Origin of the sequence: Streptomyces sp. NPDC003456 (genome assembly GCF_042878735.1) — a bacterium.
Classification (GTDB): domain Bacteria; phylum Actinomycetota; class Actinomycetes; order Streptomycetales; family Streptomycetaceae; genus Streptomyces.
Map to the genome: position 1 here is coordinate 158,028 of NZ_JBIAOK010000002.1, position 23,318 is coordinate 181,345.

At 73.8% G+C, this 23,318-nt stretch carries 22 protein-coding genes; 10 read left to right on the top strand and 12 right to left on the bottom strand.

From position 1 onward, the window contains the following. Positions 1-56: 56 nt before the first annotated feature. The 5 genes from ACFYWG_RS06270 to xylB form a co-directional block, all read right to left on the bottom strand. Positions 57-1,235 carry an NUDIX domain-containing protein gene (locus ACFYWG_RS06270; protein WP_389199645.1) on the bottom strand — a complete coding sequence of 393 codons (1,179 nt, stop codon included), beginning with the start codon at positions 1,233-1,235 and terminating at the stop codon, positions 57-59. Positions 1,236-1,259: 24 nt separating this feature from the next. Next, on the bottom strand, positions 1,260-1,655 hold the full coding sequence (locus tag ACFYWG_RS06275; protein ID WP_376326246.1) for a luciferase family protein: 396 nt from the start codon (positions 1,653-1,655) through the stop codon (positions 1,260-1,262). Positions 1,656-1,747: 92 nt separating this feature from the next. Next, positions 1,748-2,350 carry an N-acetylmuramoyl-L-alanine amidase gene (locus ACFYWG_RS06280; RefSeq protein WP_389199648.1) on the bottom strand — a complete coding sequence of 201 codons (603 nt, stop codon included), beginning with the start codon at positions 2,348-2,350 and terminating at the stop codon, positions 1,748-1,750. 242 nt (positions 2,351-2,592) lie between these two features. Next, a complete protein-coding gene (locus ACFYWG_RS06285; protein WP_389199650.1) occupies positions 2,593-3,837 on the bottom strand; it encodes an ROK family protein in 1,245 nt (414 codons plus the stop codon). Between the two features lie 14 nt (positions 3,838-3,851). Next, the gene (gene xylB, locus ACFYWG_RS06290; RefSeq protein WP_383504490.1) at positions 3,852-5,297 is read right to left on the bottom strand and encodes a xylulokinase; all 1,446 of its coding nucleotides are present in this window, start codon (positions 5,295-5,297) and stop codon (positions 3,852-3,854) included. 130 nt (positions 5,298-5,427) lie between these two features. Here xylB and xylA point away from each other — a divergent pair, with 130 nt between their 5' ends. After that, on the top strand, positions 5,428-6,594 hold the full coding sequence (xylA, locus tag ACFYWG_RS06295; RefSeq protein ID WP_376326254.1) for a xylose isomerase: 1,167 nt from the start codon (positions 5,428-5,430) through the stop codon (positions 6,592-6,594). A gap of 243 nt (positions 6,595-6,837) precedes the next feature. Here the strand turns inward: xylA and ACFYWG_RS06300 are convergent, their stop codons facing one another. Both ACFYWG_RS06300 and ACFYWG_RS06305 read right to left on the bottom strand, forming a co-directional pair. Beyond that, positions 6,838-8,097, bottom strand: coding sequence for an SWF or SNF family helicase (locus ACFYWG_RS06300; RefSeq protein WP_389199653.1), 1,260 nt, complete (start codon positions 8,095-8,097; stop codon positions 6,838-6,840). After that, the gene (locus tag ACFYWG_RS06305; protein ID WP_389199655.1) at positions 8,094-11,093 is read right to left on the bottom strand and encodes a DEAD/DEAH box helicase; all 3,000 of its coding nucleotides are present in this window, start codon (positions 11,091-11,093) and stop codon (positions 8,094-8,096) included. The genes ACFYWG_RS06300 and ACFYWG_RS06305 overlap by 4 nt, the downstream gene beginning before the upstream one ends. A 243-nt stretch (positions 11,094-11,336) precedes the next feature. On the opposite strand from ACFYWG_RS06305, the gene ACFYWG_RS06310 reads away from it, so the two are divergent. Then, positions 11,337-11,519, top strand: coding sequence for a hypothetical protein (locus tag ACFYWG_RS06310; protein ID WP_383509631.1), 183 nt, complete (start codon positions 11,337-11,339; stop codon positions 11,517-11,519). 115 nt (positions 11,520-11,634) lie between these two features. Here ACFYWG_RS06310 and ACFYWG_RS06315 read toward each other — a convergent pair whose 3' ends face one another. Next, positions 11,635-12,567: a hypothetical protein gene (locus tag ACFYWG_RS06315; RefSeq protein ID WP_383509633.1), complete on the bottom strand. Its 933-nt coding sequence runs from the start codon at positions 12,565-12,567 to the stop codon at positions 11,635-11,637. A gap of 147 nt (positions 12,568-12,714) precedes the next feature. Next, a complete protein-coding gene (locus ACFYWG_RS06320) occupies positions 12,715-13,011 on the bottom strand; it encodes a hypothetical protein (RefSeq protein WP_383509652.1) in 297 nt (98 codons plus the stop codon). Between the two features lie 99 nt (positions 13,012-13,110). On the opposite strand from ACFYWG_RS06320, the gene ACFYWG_RS06325 reads away from it, so the two are divergent. Beyond that, a complete protein-coding gene (locus ACFYWG_RS06325; RefSeq protein ID WP_383509635.1) occupies positions 13,111-14,028 on the top strand; it encodes an oxygenase MpaB family protein in 918 nt (305 codons plus the stop codon). 119 nt (positions 14,029-14,147) lie between these two features. Here the strand turns inward: ACFYWG_RS06325 and ACFYWG_RS06330 are convergent, their stop codons facing one another. Further along, positions 14,148-14,750, bottom strand: coding sequence for a class I SAM-dependent methyltransferase (locus ACFYWG_RS06330; protein ID WP_389199658.1), 603 nt, complete (start codon positions 14,748-14,750; stop codon positions 14,148-14,150). Between the two features lie 152 nt (positions 14,751-14,902). Between ACFYWG_RS06330 and ACFYWG_RS06335 the strand changes: the two genes are divergently transcribed. From ACFYWG_RS06335 to ACFYWG_RS06355, 5 genes are all read left to right on the top strand, one after another. Next, positions 14,903-15,676, top strand: coding sequence for an MHYT domain-containing protein (locus ACFYWG_RS06335; RefSeq protein ID WP_376326266.1), 774 nt, complete (start codon positions 14,903-14,905; stop codon positions 15,674-15,676). 237 nt (positions 15,677-15,913) lie between these two features. Then, positions 15,914-18,661 carry a nitrate- and nitrite sensing domain-containing protein gene (locus ACFYWG_RS06340; RefSeq protein ID WP_389199660.1) on the top strand — a complete coding sequence of 916 codons (2,748 nt, stop codon included), beginning with the start codon at positions 15,914-15,916 and terminating at the stop codon, positions 18,659-18,661. Beyond that, positions 18,658-19,095 carry a roadblock/LC7 domain-containing protein gene (locus tag ACFYWG_RS06345; RefSeq protein ID WP_376326268.1) on the top strand — a complete coding sequence of 146 codons (438 nt, stop codon included), beginning with the start codon at positions 18,658-18,660 and terminating at the stop codon, positions 19,093-19,095. Before ACFYWG_RS06340 ends, ACFYWG_RS06345 begins: the two co-directional genes overlap by 4 nt. A gap of 22 nt (positions 19,096-19,117) precedes the next feature. Further along, the gene (locus ACFYWG_RS06350) at positions 19,118-19,528 is read left to right on the top strand and encodes a DUF742 domain-containing protein (protein WP_376326270.1); all 411 of its coding nucleotides are present in this window, start codon (positions 19,118-19,120) and stop codon (positions 19,526-19,528) included. A gap of 104 nt (positions 19,529-19,632) precedes the next feature. After that, positions 19,633-20,238, top strand: a complete 606-nt coding sequence (locus ACFYWG_RS06355) for an ATP/GTP-binding protein (RefSeq protein ID WP_376326272.1) — start codon at positions 19,633-19,635, stop codon at positions 20,236-20,238. A 34-nt stretch (positions 20,239-20,272) separates the two neighbouring features. Here the strand turns inward: ACFYWG_RS06355 and ACFYWG_RS06360 are convergent, their stop codons facing one another. Continuing rightward, complete coding sequence (locus ACFYWG_RS06360; protein WP_376326274.1) at positions 20,273-20,701, bottom strand: PPOX class F420-dependent oxidoreductase; 429 nt, start codon at positions 20,699-20,701, stop codon at positions 20,273-20,275. A gap of 104 nt (positions 20,702-20,805) precedes the next feature. On the opposite strand from ACFYWG_RS06360, the gene ACFYWG_RS06365 reads away from it, so the two are divergent. Together ACFYWG_RS06365 and ACFYWG_RS06370 are read left to right on the top strand one after the other, a co-directional pair. Beyond that, positions 20,806-21,219 carry a roadblock/LC7 domain-containing protein gene (locus ACFYWG_RS06365; RefSeq protein WP_376326276.1) on the top strand — a complete coding sequence of 138 codons (414 nt, stop codon included), beginning with the start codon at positions 20,806-20,808 and terminating at the stop codon, positions 21,217-21,219. A 126-nt stretch (positions 21,220-21,345) separates the two neighbouring features. After that, positions 21,346-22,419: a DUF6397 family protein gene (locus ACFYWG_RS06370; protein ID WP_389199664.1), complete on the top strand. Its 1,074-nt coding sequence runs from the start codon at positions 21,346-21,348 to the stop codon at positions 22,417-22,419. On the opposite strand, the gene ACFYWG_RS06375 is transcribed toward ACFYWG_RS06370, so the two are convergent. Next, positions 22,364-23,260 carry a DMT family transporter gene (locus tag ACFYWG_RS06375; RefSeq protein WP_376326411.1) on the bottom strand — a complete coding sequence of 299 codons (897 nt, stop codon included), beginning with the start codon at positions 23,258-23,260 and terminating at the stop codon, positions 22,364-22,366. The genes ACFYWG_RS06370 and ACFYWG_RS06375 overlap by 56 nt on opposite strands. Between the last annotated feature and the right edge of the window lie 58 nt (positions 23,261-23,318).

Here is a 23,318-nt window from a genome sequence, read left to right on the forward strand (position 1 = left end):
CCGGCTCGACGGCGGCCACGCGGGAACGGCTGAAAAATCACACCCCTCCGGGTGCGTCAGCTGTCGCCCGTCCCGGTGGCGTACGGCGTCCAGTGCGCCGGGGCGTGGTCGACGGGCAGGCCGGGCCGCCACGCGGTGAGGGCCTGCGCGCTGCACACGAACAACTGCTCCGGCAGCCGGTCCAGGGCGAACCAGCGCCAGCGGCCCACGCTCTCCCCGGGCTGGTCCGCCGGCTCGCCCCGCCAGGCGGTGACCTCGGCCGCCACGGTCATCCGGACCACACCGCCCACCTCGTCCAGCAGCGTCCCCAGCAGCCGGACGTCCCCCGGCCGGGCCTCGACCCCGGTCTCCTCGCGCAGTTCGCGCACGACCGTCTCCCGCAGCGACTCGCCCGGCTCCACCGTCCCGCCGGGCAGCTCCCACGTCCCGCGCCGGTGCCGGCCCAGCAGCAGACCGCGCGGACCGTGCAGCACGGCACCGACCCCGAGTGCCGCGTGGGCGGGCGGCGGCTTGCCCACGCGCGGCCGGGAGGACACACGGACGGGACGGGTCACCTGGAACAGCAGGTAGGACGCCTGGTTGTCCTCCTGCGGCGTGTCGAGGACGTCGACCCGCTCCACCCGCAGTCCGTACTCGGTGAGCAGCTCCGTCCACAGCTCCCGTGTGAGCACCCACATGTGGACCGTGACGTCATCGCCGCCGGCCGGCCGCAGCGTCTCGGGCCGCGCGCGGACCCGGTCCGACGGCCCGTCACCGGCCGAGTTGCTGTGCAGCACCGTGAAGCAGAGTCTGCCGCCCGGCTTCAGCGCACCGGCCAGGGCGGGCAGCAGCCGGTGCGGATCGATGTACGGCACGGCGTTGACCGAGTAGACCACGTCGTACGGCTCCGCCGCGTGCAGGTGCTGCACGGCGTCGGCCAGGATCAGCCGCAGTCCGGGCACCGAGCCGTACCTGGTGCGGGCCCGCTCGTACTGCCCCTTCGAGCTGTCGACCGCGTCCACCTGCGCGCCGTGGGTCCGGGCCAGGTGGGCGGCGTGCCGCGCCGTGCCGCATCCGAGGTCGAGCACGCGACGCCCCGTCAGCTGCCCGAGGATGCCGGTGCCCGGCCCGCCGCCCTCGAAGCCCCAGTCGATCCGCTCCGCCTCCGGCAGCTCCGTGCCCCGCCGCAGGTGGTGTGCCCCGTATGCCTCCCAGACTTGCGCGTTGACGTCCTCCGCGTGGACGGGGTCCGCCATGTCCTCCCCCTTCTCCGGCAAGGCTCAGCCGCCCGCGACGGCGTCCCGCGGGAGCACCCTCACCCTGTGGAAGTTGCACCCGGCCAGCCGCGGCCCCCGGTCGGCGGACGGGCTCTGGTGGGCCTTGAGGGCGATGCTCAGCAGGCTGAGCAGCAGGTCGACGTCCGCCTCGCAGTCGAGGTGGACGGTCACCCAGCCCGATCCCGGCACCAGGTGGATCGCGCTCGATCCGGAGAGGTTGTGGTGGAACCGCCGTATGGCCCGGTCCGTGAGATGGAGATCGACGTCCCGGGCCGAGTGGAAGTGGACGATCTCGTCGTGGACGGAGCGGAGCGCCCGTCCGGTACCGCAACTCGCCGGGCCCGCCGTGAGGTCGGGCCAGGCCTGCAGGCGCTCCATGGCGCGCTGGGCCAGACTCATGGCCCTATCGTCGCTCGATCACCGGGCCGCAACCAGGGGTTGAGCGATTCGTAACCGGGCCGTGAGGTGGTCGGGAGCGCGGGGGCCCGAGGTCAGGGGCGGTCGCGGACGAGTCTGAGGTAGCGCTTCCAGTCCCAGTGCCGGCCGGGGTCCGAGTGGTCGCTGCCGGGTACCTCGTGGTGGCCGATGATGTGCGCGCGGTCGCGGGGGATGCCGTACCGGGCGCAGACCGCCGCGGTGAGCCGGGCCGACCGCTCGTACATGACGTCGGTGAAGTACCCGGGCCGGTCCACCCACCCCTCGTGCTCGATGCCGATACTGCGGGTGTTGTAGTCCCAGTTCCCCGCGTGCCAGGCGATGTCGGACTCGCGTACGCACTGCGCCACCCGCCCGTCCGACGACCGCACGACGTAGTGGGCGGACACGTTCTCGCGCGGATCGCGGAAGACCCGCAGGGTGCCGGCGTAGGTCGTCTGCGCGACTTGGATGACGACGTGGTCCACCGGACGGCCCCGAGGACGGTTCGACGGCGTGTAGTTGGACCGGCTCGCCGGGTGCCACGCGGATCCGGGGTGGTCGACGGTCCGTGGCCCGGCTGCGGCGGCCCGTCCCGGGAACAAGGCGGAGGGGACGGCGGTCAGGGCGGCGCCCATGAGGACGCCTCGCCTGCTGGGGCAGAGTGTCGTGCGGTTCATGCGGAGTCCTTCCGGGTCCGGCGGACGGTGCCGTGCGATCGACAGGGTGGCTGCGGGCCGCGCTGGGTGCGGCTCGCGTCGATCAAGTTACGGCGCCCGGCGGGTGGCCGGAGGAAAGCGTCACGAAGCCGTGGACAGGGCCGGTGATGTGGACAACTGCCTCACCCGTACGGGGCATTGCGGGCCTCGGGTGAGGGGTGCGTGCGGGGCGGGAACCGCCCTCGATGCCGCCTCAGAACATCTCAAGGCCGCCCGGCGTACGCCGCCGGGTCGTCCAGAACCGCCCGCACCACCGAGTGCGCGGCCCCCAGCAGCGGGCCTTCGGGGCCGAGCCGCGACACGGACACCGGGCAGGCGGGGCCGGCCGTGCGCCGCGCCAGCTCGTCCCGCAGGGAGGGCAGGAGCCACGGCGCCAGCCCGGACAGTTCCCCGCCGAGCACGACGCTCTCCGGATCCAGCAGGTTGACTGCTCCGGTCAGGGCGATCCCGAGCGCGGACCCGGCGTCCCGCAGGGCGTGCCGGACGTTCTCGTCGCCTTCGGCGGCACGGCCCGCGAGCACTCCCACGCGGTCCCGGCCGGGCTCCAGGCCGGCCGCCCGCAGCACGGCCTCCTCACCGGCGTACTGCTCCAGGCAGCCGCGACCGCCGCACACGCAGGCGGGCCCGTCGGGACGGACCGGCACATGACCCAGCTCGCCCGCGAAACCGCGAGCCCCGCGCAGCAGCCCGCCGTCCACGACGAGCGCGGCGCCGATGCCGATCTCCGCCGACACGTGCAGGAAGTCGCGCGGTCTGCCTTCACCTGCACCTGCACCTGCACCTGCACCTTCACCTTCACCGAGCCAGAGTTCGGCCAGAGCGCCGAAGTTGGCCTCGTTGTCCACGGTGGGCGCCAGGTCCGCCGGCAGCAGCGCACCGAGGTCGATGTCGTGCCAGTCGAGGTTCGGTGCGCGCACCACGGTCCGGGCGTCGCGTGCCACCAGACCCGGCACGGCCACCGCCAGACCCGCCGGCCACAGCCCCTCGTTCTCCGCCTCGGACACGACCCGGCGGATCAGTCCGGTCAGTTCCGCGATCACCGGTTCGGGGGAGCGGCCGCGGTTCGCCCCCTGCCGTATCGCTCGTGCACGGGTCGCGCCGGTGAGGTCGACGGCGCAGACGGCGAGGTGGTCCACGCCGACCTCCGCTCCGATCCCGGCCGGCCCGCGTCCGCTGACGGCGAGCGCGGAGCCGGGCCGGCCCACCCGGCCGGGCCGTTCGGGCCCCAGTTCCTCCAGCAGTCCCGCGCGGACGAGTTCGTCGACGAGCGTCGAGACGGCGGCCCGGGTCAGGCCGATCCGGGAGGCGACGGCGGCGCGCGACAGCGGGCCCTCGGCCCGCACCGCGTGCATGACGCGGGCGAGATTGCGGCGGCGCATGCCCTGCTGCGTGTCGGGCAGCGCGCGTCGCCGCCCCGTGGAGCGGGCCTCGTGCAGCGGTGCGGTCATGCCTGAGCCAGTCCTCAGTCGGTGCGGGTGGGACGCTCCAGCAGCGGAGCCGCGTCGGAGAGTACCCCGGCGATCCTGGCCAGCGTCTCCTCGTCCCGCTCCACGGCGTCGAGCACCGGACCGGCGGCGGTGTCCCAGCGCCGCGCCACGGCCGCCGGGTCCTCGCCGGTCAGCAGCCCGGCGGCCTGGGCGGCGGCGCCCAGGGCCACCAGCTCCTTCGCCTCGGGCACCTGCACCGGACGCCCCGACAGGCGGCGCACGGTCTGCTGCCAGGCCGTGCCCCGGGCGCCCCCGCCGATCAGCAGCAGGGGCGCCGCGGGGTCCGCGTCCTCGTCGAGCACCAGGTCGAGAGCACCGAGCAGGGAGTGCACGGCACCGTCGTAGGCGGCCTGGAGGAGCTGGCCGGCCGTGGTGTCGTGGCGCAGGCCGTGCAGCAGCCCGGCGGCGTGGGGCAGGTTCGGGGTGCGCTCGCCGTCCAGGAACGGAAGCAGTGTGACGGCCGTGCCCGGTTCGACGGCCTCGCGGTCCAGACCCAGCAGCGTGGCGACCCGGTCCACGGCGAGCGTGCAGTTGAGGGTGCAGGCCAGCGGCAACCAGTCGCCGCGCGCGTCGGCGAAGCCCGCCACCGTACCCGTCGGGTCGGCGGGCCGCCGCCGGGACACCGCGTACACCGTGCCCGAGGTGCCGAGGCTCATCACCGCGACACCCGGGGGGATCCCGAGACCCAGAGCCGCGGCGGCGTTGTCGCCGGTGCCGGGAGCGACCAGGGTGCCTTTGGAGAACGGCAGATCATGGCTGTCGCGGACCGTACCGGCGATCTCGCCCGGCCGCACCACACGCGGCAGCAGCGCCGGGTCCAGGCCCACGCGCGCCAGGATGTCCTCGTCGTACCCCTCGTTGCCGGAGGACCACCAGCCCGTGCCGGAGGCGTCGCCGCGGTCGGTCGTGCCCTGCCCGGTGAGCCGCTCGGTCAGGTAGTCGTGGGGGAGGCGCACGGCCTTCGTGGCACGGACCGCCTCCGGTTCGTGCTCGGCCAGCCACGCCCACTTGGTGACCGTGAAGGACGCCGTCGGAACGCTTCCGGTGCGTTCGGCCCAGACCTTCGCCCCGCCCAGCTCCTCCGTCAGCCGGCGCGCCTGGGGCGCCGAGCGCACGTCGTTCCACAGCAGGGCGGGCCGCACCGGCTCGCCCCGGCCGTCCAGGGTGACCAGACCGTGCTGCTGTCCGCCGACCGAGACCGCGGCGGCCTCGTGCGCCGGCTCGCCGCACTGGTGCAGCGCCTCGCGGAGCGCGTCCCACCACTGGCGCGGATCGCTCTCGCGTCCGGCTCCCGAGGTGACCGCGTGGGGCGCCTGGCCGCTCGCGACGACCCGGCCGGTGGCCGCGTCGACGACCAGTGCCTTGGTGGACTGGGTGGACGAATCCACGCCGACGACGAGCGGCCCCTCGGCTGCTGACATGGGGTTTCTCCCTACTCCGCGCGGCACGTGCCTGTGGTCGCAGGCACCTTGTCTCTTCCCAGGACGTGTGAGCATACTAATTTGTAAACCGGCATGACGAAATAGTTCTGAGCGAGCAAGGAGCCGCGGCATGAGCTACCAGCCCACCCCCGAGGACAGGTTCACGTTCGGCCTGTGGACCGTCGGCTGGCAGGGACGGGACCCCTTCGGCGACGCCACGCGGAGCGCCCTGGACCCGGCCGAGACGGTGCAGCGCCTGGCCGAGCTCGGCGCCCACGGCGTCACCTTCCACGACGACGACCTGATCCCGTTCGGCTCGAGCGACACCGAGCGCGAGAACCACATCAAGCGCTTCCGGCAGGCGCTGGACGCCACGGGCATGAAGGTCCCGATGGCCACCACCAACCTCTTCACGCACCCGGTCTTCAAGGACGGCGCCTTCACCGCCAACGACCGCGACGTGCGCCGCTACGCCCTGCGCAAGACCATCCGCAACATCGACCTCGCCGCCGAACTCGGCGCCGAGGTCTACGTGGCCTGGGGCGGGCGCGAGGGCGCCGAGTCCGGCGCCGCCAAGGACGTCCGCGCCGCCCTGGACCGGATGAAGGAGGCATTCGACCTGCTCGGCGAGTACGTCACCTCCCAGGGCTACGACCTGCGCTTCGCGATCGAGCCGAAGCCGAACGAGCCGCGCGGCGACATCCTGCTGCCGACCGTCGGTCACGCCCTGGCGTTCATCGAGCGCCTGGAGCGTCCGGAGCTGTACGGCGTGAACCCCGAGGTCGGGCACGAGCAGATGGCCGGGCTCAACTTCCCGCACGGCATCGCCCAGGCCCTGTGGGCGGGCAAGCTGTTCCACATCGACCTCAACGGCCAGTCCGGCATCAAGTACGACCAGGACCTGCGCTTCGGCGCCGGTGACCTGCGCGCCGCGTTCTGGCTGGTCGACCTGCTGGAGTCGGCCGGTTACGCCGGACCGCGCCACTTCGACTTCAAGCCGCCGCGCACCGAGGACCTCGACGGCGTGTGGGCCTCGGCGGCCGGCTGCATGCGCAACTACCTCATCCTCAAGGAGCGCGCCGCCGCCTTCCGCGCCGACCCGGAGGTCCAGGAGGCGCTGCGCGCGGCCCGGCTGGACGAGCTGGCGCAGCCGACGGCGGCGGACGGCCTCGAGGCCCTGCTCGCCGACCGGACGGCGTTCGAGACGTTCGACGTCGAGGCCGCCGCCGCGCGCGGGATGGCCTTCGAGCGCCTGGACCAGCTGGCCATGGACCACCTGCTGGCAGCCCGGGGCTGAGCCTCACGCGCGCGCGGCCCGGTCCCACCGAGGGACCGGGCGGCGGCGCCGGTCGGCTTCGAGCCCCACGCGCGCGGGGCTCGAAGCCGGCCGCACGCGCGCGTGGACCGTGGCGTGATCGGCCGCGCGCGGCAATCCGCCCGGCCGATCCTCGTGACCGGCCGGGCGGGCGGCTCACGTCAGGCCGCGGATCCTCGACGTCGGCTTCGGCTCACCTCCGCGTCCGCCCGCCGGGCGTGACCCTCACCGTGCGTCCCCGTCCCCCGGGGGGAGTTCCGCCGTGGCCAGGGCCGTGGCCGGGTCCCGGGTGGGCTCTCCCGCGGGCTGCCAGCGGCCCTGTTCCCTGCGGTAGGGCCACCAGCGGCCGTCGCGGCCGAGCCGCAGTTGCGCGGCCGAGCCGGCCGTTGTCCACCGGTTGTCCCGCGCGGCCAGGCGCGGCCGTTCGTCCGCGTCCCAGGCCGCCTCCAAGGCGGCACGCGCGCGTGCGAGGGCTTCGCCCTCGACCGGCCGTTCCTCGTCGAGGACGGACAGGGCGTCCGGGCCGCCCAGACGCCAGGCACGGACGGCCGTCGCCAGCCCCTCGGGGCCGCGTCCCGACCCGTCGGCGAGCCGGTCGGCCACCTCCCGCGCCGGGTCACCGGCGGCCAGCCGCACCGCGTCCTGCCCGGCCGTCAGCTCCGCCGCGAGAGCGCCTTCGAGCGCCTGCGCGAGCAGCCGGTGGGCGTGGACGGCGGTGCGCGCGGCCAGGTACTCCAGCGCCGGCGGGTCGATGCCGGGGGCGGGAGGTGTCGCGGTGTCGAGGGCAGGCGGCGTCCCGGGCTCGGCGGGCAGGCCGGGCGGGGCCGGAAGCGGCGGCAGGATGTCGCCGGCCGCGTAGGCCTCGGCCGCGTCCACACCGGCCGGCTCGTCGGACTCCGCAACGGCGGACGCCCCGGTGCGCGCCTGGAGGTCCTCCAGCAGCGCGGACTCTGTGCGTCCCCGCATCAGCAGCAGGACGAACGGGTCCTGGTCCAGCAGGCGTGCCACCTCGTAGCAGAGCGCGGCCGTGTGCCCGCAGTGGTCCCAGGCCTCGCAGCCGCACTCCGGCTCCAGGTCGCCGATCCCGGGCAGCAGTTCGACGCCTGCCGCCGCCGCATCCTCGACCAGGTGCGGCGGCATCTCCCGGTCCAGCAGCGCGGCCACGTGACCGGCCCGTTCCACCGCCATGTCCAGGAAGCGGTCCCACTGAGCGGGGGTGAGCTCGGAGAGCAGCACATCGGCCCGGTGGGCCGTGCCGTCGCGGTCCTGCACGACGGCCGTGAGCCGCCCGGGACGCACCGACACGGCACCGACCGCTCCCGCGCGGGCGAGCCGCCGGCCCGTCTTCAGCTGCGCCAGGTCGAGCGCGGTGTCCTCCAGTGCCTTCAGCCAGGCCCGGCCCCACCAGCTCTGCGCGAACGCCTTCCCGCGCGCGGGCGGCAGTGCGGCGAACGTGCGCTCCGGGCCGTCGTCGTGGCGGTTCATCGCAGATCCCCTCGCAGCTCGACCAGGTCGGCCAGTTCGGCGTCCGTCAGCTCCGTCAGCGCGGACTCGCCGGCGCCCAGGACCGCGTCCGCGAGCTGCCGTTTGCGGGCCAGCAGTGCGGCGATGCGGTCCTCGACCGTTCCCTCCGCGACGATCCGGTGCACCTGCACCGGCCGCGTCTGGCCGATCCGGTACGCACGGTCGGTCGCCTGTGCCTCCACGGCCGGGTTCCACCAGCGGTCGTAGTGCACGACGTGCTCGGCCCGGGTCAGGTTCAGCCCGGTGCCCGCCGCCTTGAGCGACAGCAGGAACACCGGCACCTCACCGTCCTGGAAGCGCCGCACCATGGCCTCGCGTTCGGCGACGGACGTCCCGCCGTGCAGGAACTGGGACGGCGTACCGCGGGCGGCCAGGTGGCGTTCCAGGAGTCGGGCCATCTGCACGTACTGCGTGAAGACCAGCACACCGGCCCCCTCGGCGAGGATCGTGGCCAGCAGTTCGTCCAGCAGCTCCAGCTTCCCGGAGCGCCCGGAGAGCACCGGCCGCTCCTCCTTGAGGTACTGGGCCGGGTGGTTGCAGATCTGCTTGAGACCCGTCAGCAGCTTCACGATCAGCCCCCGCCGGGCCATGCTGCCGGCGTCGGAGATCTCCGCCAGCGCCTCACGCACCACGGCTTCGTACAGCGCGGCCTGCTCCTGGGTGAGCGACACGGCGTGGTCGGTCTCCGTCTTCGGCGGCAGCTCCGGTGCGATGCCGGGGTCGGACTTGCGGCGGCGCAGCAGGAACGGCCGCACCAGCCGGGCCAGCCGGTCGGCGGCCGCGGGGTCCCGGCCGCCCTCGACCGCCTCGGCGTACCGCCGCCGGAAGGTGCCGAGCCGGCCCAGCAGTCCAGGAGTCGCCCAGTCGAGGATGGCCCACAGCTCCGACAGGTTGTTCTCCACCGGGGTGCCGGTGAGGGCCACGCGCGCGCGTGCGCCGATGGAACGCAGCTCGCGGGCGGTCGAGGAGTACGGGTTCTTCACGTGCTGGGCCTCGTCCGCCACGAGCATGCCCCAGGGCACCTCACCGAGCCGGCCGGCGTCCAGGCGCATCGTGCCGTAGGTGGTGAGGACGAACTCGCCCTGCGCCAGGTCCTGAAGGGAGCGTCGCGAGCCGTGGAAGCGCCGGACGGGGACGCCCGGGGCGAACCGTTCGATCTCCCGCTGCCAGTTGCCCATCAGGGACGTCGGGCAGACCACGAGGGTGGGTCCCGCGGACTGCGCCTCGGTCTGCCGGTGCAGATGCAGGGAGATCAGGGTGACGGTCTTGCCCAGACCCATGTCGTCGGCGAGGCAGCAGCCCAGTCCGAGCGAGGTCATGCCCGCCAGCCAGTTGAGCCCCCGCCGCTGGTAGTCGCGCAGGGTGGCCGCGAGGGCGGCGGGCTGCTCGACGGGCTGCTGCGCCTCGGGGTCGGCGAGCCGTTCCTTCAGCGCCGCCAGCCATCCCGTGGGCCGTACCTCCACCCGGTGGCCGTCGACCTCGGCCCAGCCGGTCAGGGCGGCGCCCAGGGCGTCCACCGGAGCGACCTTGTGGTCCTGCCGCGAGCGGGCCAGGCGCACTTCCTGCGGGTCGACCAGGACCCACTGGTCCCGCAGCCGCACCACGGGGCGCTTGGCCTCGGCGAGACGGTCCAGCTCCGCGCGGCTCAGCTGCCGGTCGCCCAGTGCGAACGTCCAGGAGAAGGCGAGCAGAGCGTCGGCGGAGAGGAACGACGGTGTCGCCCCCGAACCCCGTCCGGGCTGGTGTGCCCCACCCGGCTGCGTCCCGCCGTCGGACGGGCCCACGTGCGCGTGCGTGGTGAGCTGCTGGGTCAGGCCCTTGGGCCAGTGCACCTCCGTCCCGGCCGCGGCCAGGGCGCGCGCTCCGGTGCCCAGGAGGTCGGCCACCTCCTCGTCGGCGAGTACCACGGCGTCCGGCACCGCCGCCGACAGCAGGGGCGTGAGCGGCGTCCAGGCCCGGGCCGCCCGCCGCAGGGCGAGCAGGGCGTCCATCCGCGCGCGGGGGCCGAAGGCCTCGTTGCCGGCCCAGACGTCCGCGGCGTCCGCCACCAGCGCCGGATCACTGACGCTGTGGACCTGCAGCACGGCCCGGAAGACCACGTCCGCGTCGAGGTCCTCCGTGTCGAGGTCCTCCGCGTCGAGGTCCTCCGTGTCGAGGCGTTCCGTGGCGAGGTCTTCTGTGTCGAGGTCCTCGGCGCCGGCGCTCTCCGCTTCCGGCAGGGCGTCCGTGCCGACGTCCGTCAGCCCGTCCGCCTCGATCCGCAGCGACAGTCGTACGCCCGCGTCGTGGCCCGCGGCGATGTCGGCCGCCCAGCCGCGCTGTTCGGGCAGGTGCACCGGGCTGTGCGCGGCGTAGGCGGCACCCCCGGTCACCAAGGGCGCGGCGGGGGAGCGGGGGAGGACGTCGGCCACCGCGTCGAGGAAGGCCCGCAGGAGCGTCTCCGGCTCGGGCAGCCGCAACGGCCTCCGCCCGTCCAGGGGCACGGAGTGGGCTTCCGGCGGCATCGCGGCGGCGAGGCGCCGTACGGCCTCGCCGTCCTCGGCGTGCAGCGGGCCGGCGCGCCAGGCGTCGTGATCATCCGGGGACAGGCCCGGAAGCAGCAGGCCGCGCGACAGGAGATGCAGCGCGTGGAGGGTGGCCGCACCCCAGAACACCGCGGACCGGTGCCCTCGGGCGTCGGCACGCGCGCGTGTCAGCACCGGCAGGGCTGCGCGCACCGGGAGCAGGGCGGCGGGCACCGTCGTTGTCTCCACCCCTTCGTCGCCGGGTGTGACGACGTCCAGATCGAGGACGGCCGGATCGGCGGGGGACGGGTCCGCCGCGGCGGACAGCCCGGGTACGGGGGGAAGCGTGCCGTCGGGCCGCCAAAAGGCGATGCGGCCCGTGCGTGGCGGGTCGCCGGGCAGGAACACGGCGTGACACCGGGTCAGTTCGAGGAGGGCGGAGGAAGCTTCCACTGGGGTCGACTGCTCGGTTATGGCTAAGTCCTCAAATTTGACTAGCGGAACGGAGTCGCCGAGAGTACAGCACTTCTGCCGCGGATGGGTATGGCAGGCGAGTGAGCTGGGTCACCATGGAGCTCTCAGGGGCGTTTCGGGGTCCTGCCTCAGGGATGTCTCAGGGTCGCGGATCGGAACCGGCGCGGGCGCGGGTCCGTTTCCGGGACAGAGAGCGGCAACGGCCGCGAAGGAGGCGACGACATGTCCAACAACGCCAAGATCGCCGTGGGAGGTGTGGCGGTCGGGCTCCTGCTGCTGATCTGGCTGCCCTGGTGGGCAGCCCTCTTGATCATCGTGGGGGTCCCGGCCGCGGCGTACCTCACCCTGGATCCGTCACAGCGGCGCAGGCTGCGCCGTGCCACGCGCAAGGAGATCGGCCGGTGAGGCTCTGAGGAGCCGCGCAGGTCGACACGTGCCGTCCCGCCGGGCGAGGTGGCCCGGCGTGCCCGCGCCCGGCGGGTGTGGGCGCGGGTGAACCCGGAGCCCGGCTCCGTGCGGCTCAGTTGGGTCGTACGGCCATCTTGTCCAGTGCTTCGAGCAGGCCCGGCAGCTCCGGCCCCCTGCCCACGGGCAGGACCTCGCCCGGCTCGTCGTCCAGCAGCACGAACGCGATGTCGTCGGTCCGGGCGACCAGGGACCAGCCGGGGCCGTCGGCCCGCAGGATCCGGGCGTCACCCGGTGCGAACGACGAGCGGACCCGGCCCAGCGGCGGCGGTGTGTCGATGTAGGTGCGGGCCTCGGCGAGGGCCCGCCGGATGCCACTGTGTCCCACCCTCCGACCCTTCTCTCCGCCGTCGCGGGGGCCTGCGGCCTGAGGGTCAGCGGCCTGGGGGCCTGTGTCCCGGGGGTCTGTGTCCCCCGGGACTGCCTCCTGGGGGCCGCCGTCGTGCGGGCCGCGGTCCTCGTTCGCGGAGGCGGAGGGCTTGGAGAAGGCCGTGTCGTCGACCTGATCCCGCCACATCGCCCACTGCAGGGCGATCTCGTCCGCGCCGAGACGCCGCTGGGCCGGGCCCCAGACGGTCGTGTCGGGCGGAGTCAGCGGGGGGCGGTCGTCGACGTCCGGGCCGGGGTCGTGCGGCGCGGGCACACCGGGCGCCGCGACGGCGACCGCGAGCGGCCAGCCGGGCAGCGCGGACACGACCGTCCGCTCGTCCGGGGACAGCTCGTACTCCATGCCGCAGTCCCACGAGGCGATCGCGACGGCCACCAGGGAGACGTCGTCGGTGACCACGGTCCACCGGGCGCCCTCACCGTCCTGGCCGAGCACCAGCCCGTACCCGTCCGCGAGCGGGGCGAGACCGAGCGCCGCGCAGGCCTCGGGGTAGTCGTCGCCGAGCACACTCGGGAACTTCGCCGGCGTCAGCAGCACCGCCGTGAGCACATAGAGCGCGTCGTCCTCGGCGGTGACGGCGACCTCGTCCGTCCCGGCCATCCCAGCCTCCCCATCGGTTCGTCCAACCGCGCGCACCCTAGTGCGCGCGCAAGCCGCTTGTCACGACCTGGTCCGGGCGCGCGAGCTGCAGCTTTCCGGCGGACGGGGGCGAAACGGCCGTCGCGGAGAGGTCCGTCATGCCGTAGGTCATGCCGCGGGGAGCCCCAGCAGCTCACGGGCCACCGTCTCCGGTGACCGGCCGCGCTCCCGCGCGATGGCGACCACGGCCCGGCAGGCCAGTTCGTTCACGCCGAAGGACAAGGCCTCCGGCGAGACCCAGCCGGCCGCCTCGTCGGCCCGTTCCTGGTCGTCCTCGGCGCAGGCCGTGACGTAGGACGCCGCGGCCTCGAACAGGTTGTGCGGACGCCTGTCCCCCTCGCTCTTCGGTTCCGTGCGCAAGGCGTGCGCGACCCTGTCCCCGGCCTTGCGGACCCTGCCCCACATGCGGACCACCTCTCCCCGGGCGTGCGTGAACCGCCTGTCTGTCATCTCCTCCCGTCCAACGTAAAGTTGCGGGACTGTCGGCAGAAGGGGGACGGCACGGTGAAGCGATTCGCGCGACTGGAACAGATCCGGCGTATGGACCCGTACCGGCAGGCCACGGACATCTACCGCCTGAGCGTGGCCTACGAATTCCCCTGGGACCACACGCGCGCCCTGGAACTGGCGCTCTACCGCACGTACGCCGTCCCGAGCATCGGCCGGCTGCTCGCCCGGACGGCGGAGCTCACCGAGCGCGCGCAGAAGCGCTACGACGACACCTCCCTGCTGCTGGACGCCGTCGTGGAGCACGGCTTCGGCAGCGACCAGGGCAGGACCGCGATCCGCCGCATCAACGGCATGCACCGCAGCTACGACATCAGCGACGACGACATGCGCTACGTCCTGTGCACGTTCGTGGTCATGCCCAAGCGGTGGATCGACGCCTACGGCTGGCGGCGGATGTCCCGCCACGAGGTCGTGGCCTCCGCCGTCCACTACCGCACGCTGGGCCGGCACATGGGCATCAAGGACATTCCCGGCACCTACGAGGAGTTCGAGTCGCTGCTCGACACCTACGAAGCGGCCCACTTCGCCTGGGACGCGGACGCGCGGCGCGTCTCCGACGCCACGCTGGACCTGATGGCCTCCTGGTACCCGGCTCCGCTCGCGCCCCTCCTGCGCACCACGACCCTGTCGCTGCTGGACGACTCCCTCCTGCGCGCCTTCCGCTACACCCCGCCGAGTGCCGCCACGCGCGCGTGGGTGCGCCGCGCGGTCCGCCTGCGGGGCCGAGCCGTCCGGTTGCTGCCGCCGCGCCGCGCCCCGCACTTCGCCCGCCAGAACCGGGAGATCAAGGGCTACCCGAACGGCTACCGGATCGCCGACCTCGGCACCCGTCCGGTCCCCGGCCTGCGGGGCTGCCCGGTACGAAGCGGCCCGGTGCGAGGCGAGGAAGTACCGGACGACAGGACCGGGTGACGCGCGGACCGCAGCGCCGTGGGGCGCGCCGTCCCGCGCCCGATCCTGGAGCGCGCCGTCCCGCGCGTCGTCGCGGCAGCCGCCTCGCCCCCCTCACGACGGCCTGCACGCCGGGACGTTCACGTGTCCGAGCGCACCGCCAGCGCGAGGAAGCGGTCGTCCTCGTCCACGTACGACGTCAGCTGCCAGCCCGAACCGGCCAGCAGCGGGCGGAGATTGGGCTCGGCACGCAGATCGTCCGGGGTGAGCGCGCGGCCGTGACGGGCCGCGAGGGCGGCCCTGCCGATCGGGTGGAACAGGGCGAGCAGGCCGCCGGGGCGCACCACGCGCGCGAGTTCACGCAGGTTCTCCGCCGGATCCGGCAGGTGGGAGACGAGACCCGCGCCGAACACGGCGTCGAGTGATCCCGACCGCAGGGGCAGAGCGGCGACGTCCGCGAGCAGCAGCGCCCCCTCCCGGTCCCGCCCGGCCCGGACGGCCTCGCGCAGCATCGCCGGTGTCACATCGACCCCGAGCACGACTCCCGAGGGCCCCACGGCGGCACGCAGCGGCGGCAGGGCGCGACCCGTACCGCACCCGGCGTCCAGCACCCGGCCACCCGTGCGCAGTCCGAGCCCCGCGACCGCGGCGGCGTAGGCCGGCCCGTCGTCGGGAAACCGGCTGTCCCAGTCCGCGGCGCGGGCTGTGAAGAACTCCTGGACACGCGTCTGGTCGTCGCTCATGTACGGCATGATTCCTCACCGGCACGGATGACGCCTCGGTGCACACGTTCGAGCGTGATCCGATCGTTCCGAGGCACCCTTGCGCCAGATTGCAACGACTTTCGAAATGCGCCCCCTTCACGCGGTCTGCCCGGGTCTAGCGTCCCGGGGCCATGGGACACCTGGACCACGCCGCCCTGGGGTGGCTGACCCCCGTGCTGTCGTACGTGATGGCCTGCACCGGCGCCGCACTGGGACTGCGCTGCACCGTCCGCGCGCTCGCCGCCACCGGGCGCTCGCGCCGCAACTGGCTCCTCACCGCCGCCTCGGCGATCGGCACCGGCATCTGGACCATGCACTTCGTGGCCATGCTCGGCTTCAGCGTCACCGGCACCGACATCCGCTACGACGTACCGCTCACGCTGCTGAGCCTGGTGGTCGCCATGGTCGTCGTCTGCGCCGGCGTCTTCGCCGTCGGCTACGGACGGGACCGCGGCCGGGCCCTCTTCCTCGGCGGACTCACCACCGGCCTCGGCGTCGCGAGCATGCACTACCTGGGCATGGCGGCCGTGCGCCTGCACGGTGACGTGACGTACGACCCGCTGCTCGTCGGCCTGTCGGTCCTCATCGCCGTCGTCGCCGCCACGGCGGCCCTGTGGGCGGCGCTCAACATCAAGTCGCCGGTGGCGGTCACCGTCGCCTCGCTGATCATGGGCGCCGCCGTCAGCAGCATGCACTACACCGGCATGTTCGCGGTCGACGTGGGCGTGACCCCGTCCGCGGAGCTCCTGCCCGGGGCCACCGCGATGCAGTTCATCTTCCCGCTCGCGGTCGGTCTGGGGTCCTACCTCTTCCTGACCTCGGCCTTCGTCGCGCTGTCACCGACGGCGGGGGAGCGGGAGGCCTCCGCGTCGGCCCAGCGGACGGTCGGCACCGCCGCCTCCTAGCCACCCACCGAGCGGTCGCCACTCCCCACCACCCACCGAGCGGTCGCGACTCCCCACCACCCACCGGGCGGTCGCCACGACCCCACCACTCACCGTAAGGCCGGCACCGCGGCCTCCCAGCCACCCACCGTGCGGCCCGCACTGCCGTCCCAGCCACTCGACGTGCGGCCGACGGCCGCATCCCGCCCCCGCCGCGGCACCGGCGGCACGCCCCGACCACTCCCGAGCGAGGAGTCCATGCGCACACCCCGGAGGACGCCCACAGCCGGCGCCGTCACCCCACCCCCGCCCGTGCGCGGCCGTCGCGCACACGCCGGGCCACCGGCCGACGAGGGGCTCGACGTGCCCGAGGGCGACGGCGCGGACGGCGCTCCCGCGCGAGGCGAACGCTGGCGGATACGACCGCGGACCGTGCGGGCCAAGATCGTCTGCCTGCTGATGGTGCCCGTCGTCTCCCTCCTGGCCCTGTGGGCGTACGCCACCGTCACCACCGCCCAGGACGTCTCACGCCTGCGGCAGGTCCAGCGCGTCGACGCCGCGGTCCGCGCCCCCGTCACCGCCGCGGTCGCCGCTCTCCAGGCCGAACGGGCGGCGGCGGTCCGCCGCGCCACCGAGCCGTCGGCCGTACGCGCCGACGAACTGGACCGACTGGCCCGCCGCACCGACGCCGCCGTCGCGAAACTCCGGCTCGGCCGGAACAACACCGTCGCCGACAGCGAAGAGCTGCCCGCCGGTGTCTCCCCCCGCCTCCGGGAGTTCGTCACCGGTGCCGAGCAACTCGGGCCGCTGCGCACGGCGGTGCTCGACCGGCGCGTGGGCTGGGAGGAGACGTACGAGCGGTACACGACCACCATCGGCACGGCGTTCGGCGCGATCGGCTCCCTCACCGGCATCCAGGACGCCGCCCTCGGCTCCGACGCGCGCGTGCTGCTGGAGTTCTCACGCGCGGGCGAGGCGCTGGCGCAGGAGGACGCGCTGCTGGCCGGCGCCCGCCTGAGCGGTGCCCTCGACGGCGAGCGGCTGCGGCGGTTCACCGGCGCGGTCCAGGTGCGCCGCACGCTCACCGGCTCCGCCGTGGCGGACCTGCGCGGCACCGAGCGGGCGGCCTGGAGCACCCTGGAGAGCAACGGCGCCCACGACACCCTCGCCGCCGTCGAGGACAAGGTGCTGGCCGCCGGCTCGGGCGCCCGCGCGGTGGACGCGGTCCCCGAGGACACCTGGACCACCGCCCACGCGCGCGTCCAGAACGGCATGCGCACCATCGAGGGCGACGCCGCCCGCAGCGTGGCGGAGCGGGCCGACCCGTTCACCCGGGGCCTGCTCACCCCGGCCGGTGCCGCCGTCCTGTTCGGTCTCGCAGCCGTCGCCGCCTCGCTCGTCATCTCCGTGCGCATCGGACGCGGCCTCGTGGTGGAACTGGTGAGCCTGCGCAACACCGCCCTGGAGATCGCCCGCCGCAAACTGCCCGACGCCATGCGGAAGCTGCGCGCGGGCGAGGACATCGACATCCGCGCCGAGGTCCCGCCGACGCCGCCCTCCGACGACGAGACCGGTCAGGTGGCCGAGGCCCTCGGCACGGTCCACCGGGCCGCCCTGCGAGCCGCCGTGGAGCGCGCCGAACTCGCCAGCGGCATCTCCGGCGTCTTCGTCAACCTGGCCCGCCGCAGCCAGATCCTCGTCCACCGGCAGCTCAGCCTGCTGGACAGCATGGAACGCCGCTCCGACGACCCGAACGAACTGAGCGACCTCTTCCGGCTCGACCACCTCACCACCCGCATGCGGCGTCACGCCGAGAGCCTGATCATCCTCTCCGGGGCCGCTCCCGGACGGGCGTGGCGCATGCCCGTGTCGCTGACCAACGTGGTCCGCGCCGCCGTCTCCGAAGTGGAGGACTACGCGCGCGTGGAGGTGCGCCGGCTGCCCGAGGCTGCCGTCGCCGGAGCGGCCGTCGCCGACCTCACCCATCTGCTGGCCGAACTCATCGAGAACGCCGCCCAGTTCTCACCCCCGCACACGCGCGTGCGGGTCACCGGAGAACCCGTCGGCAACGGCTATGCCGTGGAGGTCGAGGACCGCGGCCTCGGCATGGGCAAGGAGACCCTCGCCGAAGCCAACCGCCGCATCGCGCAGTCCGAGGCGCTCGACCTGTTCGACAGCGACCGGCTCGGGCTGTTCGTGGTCAGCCGGCTCGCCGCCCGCCACGACGTCAAGGTCCACCTGAGGACCTCTCCGTACGGCGGCACCACCGCCGTCGTCCTGCTGCCCACGGCCCTGCTGCACACCGGTACGGCGGAACGTTCCCCCGAGGACCCGGCCCGCACGGCCCCCTCCGCGGAAGGGGCTCACGCGCGCGTGCCCGACGGCAGCAGCCTGCCGGACGCCGTCCCCGCCCAGGCCGACCGGCGCGCCCTCATGGCCTCCGTACCGGCCGCCACCGGGACGGCGAGCCACGCGGAACGCACGGACCATGTCACCTCCCAGGGGCACCCTGGAAGGCCGCAACGCGACACCGCGGACAGCCACGCCGTCGAGACAGGTCCCCCCACCGAGACGGGAAGCCACCCCGAGGCCGAGCGGTACGCCGGGGCGGCCGGCGAGCCGGAACGCCCTGCCGGGACGGTGAGCAGGACCGGCAGGGTGAGCCACCCGGAGGCTCCGCATCACGGCGAGTCCATGAGTCCGACCTCACCACCAGGAGTCGCCGCCTTGCGACTGCACCGGCCCCCGGAGCAGCCGGAACACTCCGACGACCTGCCGCGGCGGGTACGCCAGGCCAGTCTCGCCCCCCAACTGCGCGAAGCGCGCCCCGAAGAACCGCCCGCCGCACCCGCACCGCGGGACGACACGCGCACACCCGAACTCGTACGGGACCGCATGGCCGCCTACCGCGACGGCTGGGCACGCGGCGGAGGCAGGCGACCCGGCCGCGGAACCACGTCCCACCCGGCGCCGGGCCACGACAGCAGCGAAGGAGACCCCGCATGATCCAGGACCCGAGCACGCACACCGCCCGGCGCTCCGGCGAACTCGACTGGCTGCTGGACGATCTGACACTCCGGGTGAGCGAGATCCGGCACGCCGTCGTGCTGTCCAACGACGGTCTCGCGGTGGGCGCCTCGAGCGACCTGCGGCGCGAGGACGCCGAACACCTCGCCGCGGTCGCCTCCGGCTTCCACAGCCTCGCCAAGGGAGCGGGACGGCACTTCGGGGCCGGCGGGGTGCGTCAGACCATGGTCGAGATGGACGAGGGCTTCCTGTTCGTGGCCGCGGCGGGCGACGGCTCCTGCCTCGCCCTCCTCACCGCTGTCAGCGCCGACATCGGCCTGGTCGCCTACGAGATGGCCCGCCTGGTCAAACGCGTCGGCGAACACCTGGGCACCGCGCCCCGCGTCGGCTCGCGCCCACCGGCCGCCGGATGAACGAGCAGAACGGCCCGCACAGATGACCGAGGACCTGACCAGCACCGCGCACGACCAGGGCAGCCAGTGGTACGACGTCGAGGCCGGGCCGCTCGTCCGCCCCTACGCGCTGACCGGCGGACGGACCCGGTCCGGCCCTGAGGGCGTGCGGTTCGACCTGATCGCGCTGGTCACCCTGGACCCGGCCGCGCCCGGTACGGACGACGCCCCGCTCGGCCCGGAGCACCGCAACATCCTCGGCCTGTGCCGCGTCGAGACCCAGTCGGTCGCCGAACTCGCCGCCGGCACGAACCTCCCGGTGGGCGTGGTGCGGGTCCTCCTCGGCGATCTGCTGGAACTGGGCTGCGTCACCGTCAGCCGCCCGGTTCCGCCCGCTCAACTGCCCGACGAGCGCATCCTGCGCGAGGTGATCGAAGGGCTCAGGGCGCTGTAGCCGGCCGGGCCACCACCCGGACATCCGACGCGGACCGTCGCTCGCCGGTCCGCCGCCCCTTCGCACCACGACATCATTGCCGGTACTCCCGAGAGAAGTGATCAATGGTCTCCGAGCACTCCGACGCCGCCGGCGGCGACACCGCCGCTCTCGCGTTGAAGATTCTGGTCGCCGGCGGGTTCGGCGTGGGCAAGACGACCCTGGTGGGGGCGGTGAGCGAGATCCGCCCCCTGCGCACCGAGGAACTGCTCAGCGAAGCGGGCCGGTCGGTCGACGACACCGACGGAGTGGACCACAAGACGACCACGACCGTCGCCATGGACTTCGGGCGCATCACCATCCGGTCCGGGCTCTCGCTGTACCTGTTCGGCACCCCGGGCCAGGACCGGTTCTGGTTCCTGTGGGACGAACTGGCGCAGGGGGCGCTCGGCGCGGTGGTCCTCGCCGACACCCGGCGTCTGGAGGACTGCTTTCCCGCGGTCGACTACTTCGAGCACCGGCGGATTCCGTTCGTGGTGGCCGTCAACTGCTTCTCGGGGGCCCGCAGGCACCACGCCCCGGACGTCTCGCGCGCTCTCGATCTCGACCGGGGCACCCCGGTGGTGCTGTGCGACGCACGCGAACGCGACTCGGGCAAGGAGGTGCTGATCCGGCTCGTCGAGTACGCCGGGCGGATGCACACCGCCCGGCTGCTCGACTCCGTGAGCTGAACACGCGACGCCGCCGACCGCACAACTGCCGCCCTCAGTCGGCGACGTCGGCCTCCGCCAGGACCTTGTCGACGGTCACGCGCACGAGGAGTTCACCCGGGACGCCGTTGCGGGCACCGAACTCCTCGGCACGCTCGGCGCCCATGTAGCGGGCGCCGATGCGGGTGGCCCAGCGCCGCACCTCGTCCAGGTCCTCCGAGACGCGGGCGCGGCCCTGCACCACGACGAACGAGAACGGCGGCCGGTCGTCGTCGACGCACAGGGCGACCCGGCCGTCCCGCATGATGTTGCGTCCCTTCACGGTGCTCTTGCCGGTGTTGAACACCAGCTCGTCGCCGTCCAACACGAACCAGATCGGCGCCACGTGCGGGCTGCCGTCGGCGCGGACGGTCGAGAGCTTCGCGGTGCGGGTGCCGTGGGAGACGAACTCCCGCCATTGCGCGTCGGTCATCTTCTGTGCCATGGCTTCCATCCTCCTTGCCCCGGCCCCGGTCGTGGGGAAGGCTGGCATGGAGATCCTCCGAAAAGGAGGGGAATCGTACGGGGAGAAAACGGGGAGAACGGAAGATGCCGCAGAACCAGGGGCTGGGCTGGCTGCTCGACGATCTGACCGAACGCGTCCACGACGTGCGGCACGCACTGGTCCTGTCCAACGACGGTCTGGTCACCGGGTCGAGCACCGGACTGCGCCGCGAGGACGCCGAGCACCTCGCGGCCGTGTCGTCCGGACTGCACAGCCTGGCCAAGGGATCAGGACGGCACTTCGGAGCGGGCGGCGTACGCCAGACGATGATCGAGTTCGACGACGCGGTCCTCTTCGTCACCGCGGCCGGCACGGGCAGCTGCCTGTGCGTCCTGAGCGGCGCGGAAGCCGACATCGGCCAGATCGCCTACGAGATGACACTTCTGGTCAACCGGGTCGGCGAGCATCTCGACGTGGACGCGCGCCGACCCGAGCAGAAGCCGATCACAGATCTCTGACCTGCACTTTCGTCGCCTCCGTGGAGTTGTCCACAGGCGTGCCACGCGCAGTTGCGGAACGGATACGGTCTGTTCCACGGCGATCGCGACCGGCGTCAGCCGCCAACTCCACGGGGGAGACCGACCATGTCCCGCACCAGCACCACGACCGACCGTACCTCCTGTGTGCCCAGCCGGGCCGCCCGCGAACTGGACCTCAAGCGAGGCGAGTTCGACCTGGCGGTGCAGCTGGGCCTCATCCGTACCGTGCCCGACGAGGGCGGCGGAGGACGACGCGTGGCCCGGGCCGAGATCGACCGGCTTCGCGCCGAGAAGGGCTTCCCCGAGGTACTGCGCCGGCGCGTCGCGACGGTCGGCACGCACGAGGGCGCCGAGCTGATGGGAGTGGCTCCGGGCAGGTTCACGGCCCTGGCGCGTTTCGGCCTCCTGGTGCCGGTCCGCTTCTACCTCAACCGCTACCGCACCGTCGTCTGGCTCTACCTGGCCGAGGAGCTGAGCCGCTTCGCGGCCGAGGAGGGCAACACCCAGCTGCTGACCGACCGCCGCACACCCGCGGAGATCCGCGCAGCGCAGAAGGCGGGAACGGACCGGCGGCCCCGCAACTGGCGGGGACGGCACATCGGGTTCCTGACGCGGCAGGCCGGGGACGACCCGTGGGCCCGGGCCGCAGCCGTCGCCTGTCTCCTCGGTCCGGCCGATGTCACGGACGTCGTGCCGGACCCCGAGGAGCGCGCGCGGCTGGACCGGTGCCGCCCGCGCCTGCCCACGCACGGCGCTCCCGGTTCACCCGCCGCCGAACTGGCCGCGACGCTCATGACGGCGAGCGAACCGGACGAAGTCGCATGGTTCCGCGCGGACCTGGCGCACAGGCTGGAGACGGCACGCGACCTGGCCCACAGGTTGGAGACGGCAAGCGACCTGGCGCACAGGCCGGAGACGGCGCGCGAACGACTCCCGGATCCCGCCTCCGCCGCGCGGCACACGCCGGTCCTCGTCGCGCGACCTGGCGCCGCCCTCGCCCGGCGGGCAACCGGCTCCGGCGCCCACCGGGGCGCCACCGGTCCGGGAACCCGCCATGAGGCGCGCGCCGGCGGACTGTTGAGCCGCCTCCGGTACAGAGGCCGACGCCAGAAGCCGGCCGTGTTCAAGGCATCGCCACCGGCTCCTGCTCGTCGTCCGGAGCGACCAGCGACCGGGTGAGGGGGATGCGGGACAGCGCCAGGACCCCGGCGGCGATCAGGGCGACCCCGAACAGCTGAGGCACCAGCCACCACCCCGAGCGGATGGTCTCCTCGTACAGCAGGATGCCGAGAGCAAGGCTCACCAGCGCGTCGCCGAGGGTGAGCGCCGGCTGGGAGGCGACCAGCGGTCCGGCCTGCATGGCGTTCTCCAGCAGGAACAGCGCGCACACTCCGGTCACCGCGAAGGCGTAGGTCTGCCAGGTGGTGAGGAAAGCCACCAGTCCCTGCTCGTCGAGGATGTGGGTGGCCGCCTTCATCAGCGCGGCGGTCACCGCGTAGCTGATCGCCGTGGCGGTCCCCAGGCAGGCGGCACGGGCCCGGCCCTCCGGGCGTCTGAGGGCGGTGAGGGAAAGGACGACGACCACCCCCGCGCACACGGCCAGCGCGGGAATCCAGCGGTCCAGCGGCACATGGGTGCGGTTCCCGGACGGGGAGGCCGCGGCCAGGGCGACGGCGAGCCCGGCCACCACCACCGCGACGGCCAGCCAGCCGGCACCGGGCAGATGCCGATGCATCAGAAGGGAGGCGACGACCAGAGTGAGCGGAAGTTCCAGTACGAACAGCGGTTGCACGATCGTCAGCGGCCCCGTCGCCAGGGCCACCGCCTGGCAGACGGCGGCGCCGATCACCGCGACGATGCCGGCCAGCCAGACCGGCCGCCGCAGCAGGTCGAGCATCAGCCCGGCCCGGAAGCCCTGGGTACGCGGCACGGTGAGAGCCGCCTTGCGCTGCAGCACGGTCGCGACGGCGTTGCTGAAGGCAGCGCAGATGGCGAACAGGACGGGGAGCACGGTGTGCAGCGTGGTCACCTCCCGGTTGCGGCGGGCGCGTGACGCCGGCTGGGCCTTCCCCTGCCAT

Excerpts from the sequence above, each read along its gene's own strand:
- xylA (WP_376326254.1), top strand. The coding sequence starts at position 5,428 with ATGAGCTACCAGCCCACCCCCGAGGACAGGTTCACGTTCGGCCTGTGG.
- ACFYWG_RS06365 (WP_376326276.1), top strand. The coding sequence starts at position 20,806 with ATGCCGCAGAACCAGGGGCTGGGCTGGCTGCTCGACGATCTGACCGAA.
- ACFYWG_RS06360 (WP_376326274.1), bottom strand. The coding sequence starts at position 20,701 with ATGGCACAGAAGATGACCGACGCGCAATGGCGGGAGTTCGTCTCCCAC.
- ACFYWG_RS06340 (WP_389199660.1), top strand. The coding sequence starts at position 15,914 with ATGCGCACACCCCGGAGGACGCCCACAGCCGGCGCCGTCACCCCACCC.
- ACFYWG_RS06300 (WP_389199653.1), bottom strand. The coding sequence starts at position 8,097 with ATGAACCGCCACGACGACGGCCCGGAGCGCACGTTCGCCGCACTGCCG.
- ACFYWG_RS06315 (WP_383509633.1), bottom strand. The coding sequence starts at position 12,567 with ATGGCCGGGACGGACGAGGTCGCCGTCACCGCCGAGGACGACGCGCTC.
- ACFYWG_RS06285 (WP_389199650.1), bottom strand. The coding sequence starts at position 3,837 with ATGACCGCACCGCTGCACGAGGCCCGCTCCACGGGGCGGCGACGCGCG.
- ACFYWG_RS06270 (WP_389199645.1), bottom strand. The coding sequence starts at position 1,235 with ATGGCGGACCCCGTCCACGCGGAGGACGTCAACGCGCAAGTCTGGGAG.
- ACFYWG_RS06335 (WP_376326266.1), top strand. The coding sequence starts at position 14,903 with ATGGGACACCTGGACCACGCCGCCCTGGGGTGGCTGACCCCCGTGCTG.
- xylB (WP_383504490.1), bottom strand. The coding sequence starts at position 5,297 with ATGTCAGCAGCCGAGGGGCCGCTCGTCGTCGGCGTGGATTCGTCCACC.
- ACFYWG_RS06345 (WP_376326268.1), top strand. The coding sequence starts at position 18,658 with ATGATCCAGGACCCGAGCACGCACACCGCCCGGCGCTCCGGCGAACTC.
- ACFYWG_RS06310 (WP_383509631.1), top strand. The coding sequence starts at position 11,337 with ATGTCCAACAACGCCAAGATCGCCGTGGGAGGTGTGGCGGTCGGGCTC.
- ACFYWG_RS06330 (WP_389199658.1), bottom strand. The coding sequence starts at position 14,750 with ATGAGCGACGACCAGACGCGTGTCCAGGAGTTCTTCACAGCCCGCGCC.
- ACFYWG_RS06350 (WP_376326270.1), top strand. The coding sequence starts at position 19,118 with ATGACCGAGGACCTGACCAGCACCGCGCACGACCAGGGCAGCCAGTGG.
- ACFYWG_RS06275 (WP_376326246.1), bottom strand. The coding sequence starts at position 1,655 with ATGAGTCTGGCCCAGCGCGCCATGGAGCGCCTGCAGGCCTGGCCCGAC.
- ACFYWG_RS06370 (WP_389199664.1), top strand. The coding sequence starts at position 21,346 with ATGTCCCGCACCAGCACCACGACCGACCGTACCTCCTGTGTGCCCAGC.
- ACFYWG_RS06320 (WP_383509652.1), bottom strand. The coding sequence starts at position 13,011 with ATGTGGGGCAGGGTCCGCAAGGCCGGGGACAGGGTCGCGCACGCCTTG.
- ACFYWG_RS06280 (WP_389199648.1), bottom strand. The coding sequence starts at position 2,350 with ATGAACCGCACGACACTCTGCCCCAGCAGGCGAGGCGTCCTCATGGGC.
- ACFYWG_RS06355 (WP_376326272.1), top strand. The coding sequence starts at position 19,633 with ATGGTCTCCGAGCACTCCGACGCCGCCGGCGGCGACACCGCCGCTCTC.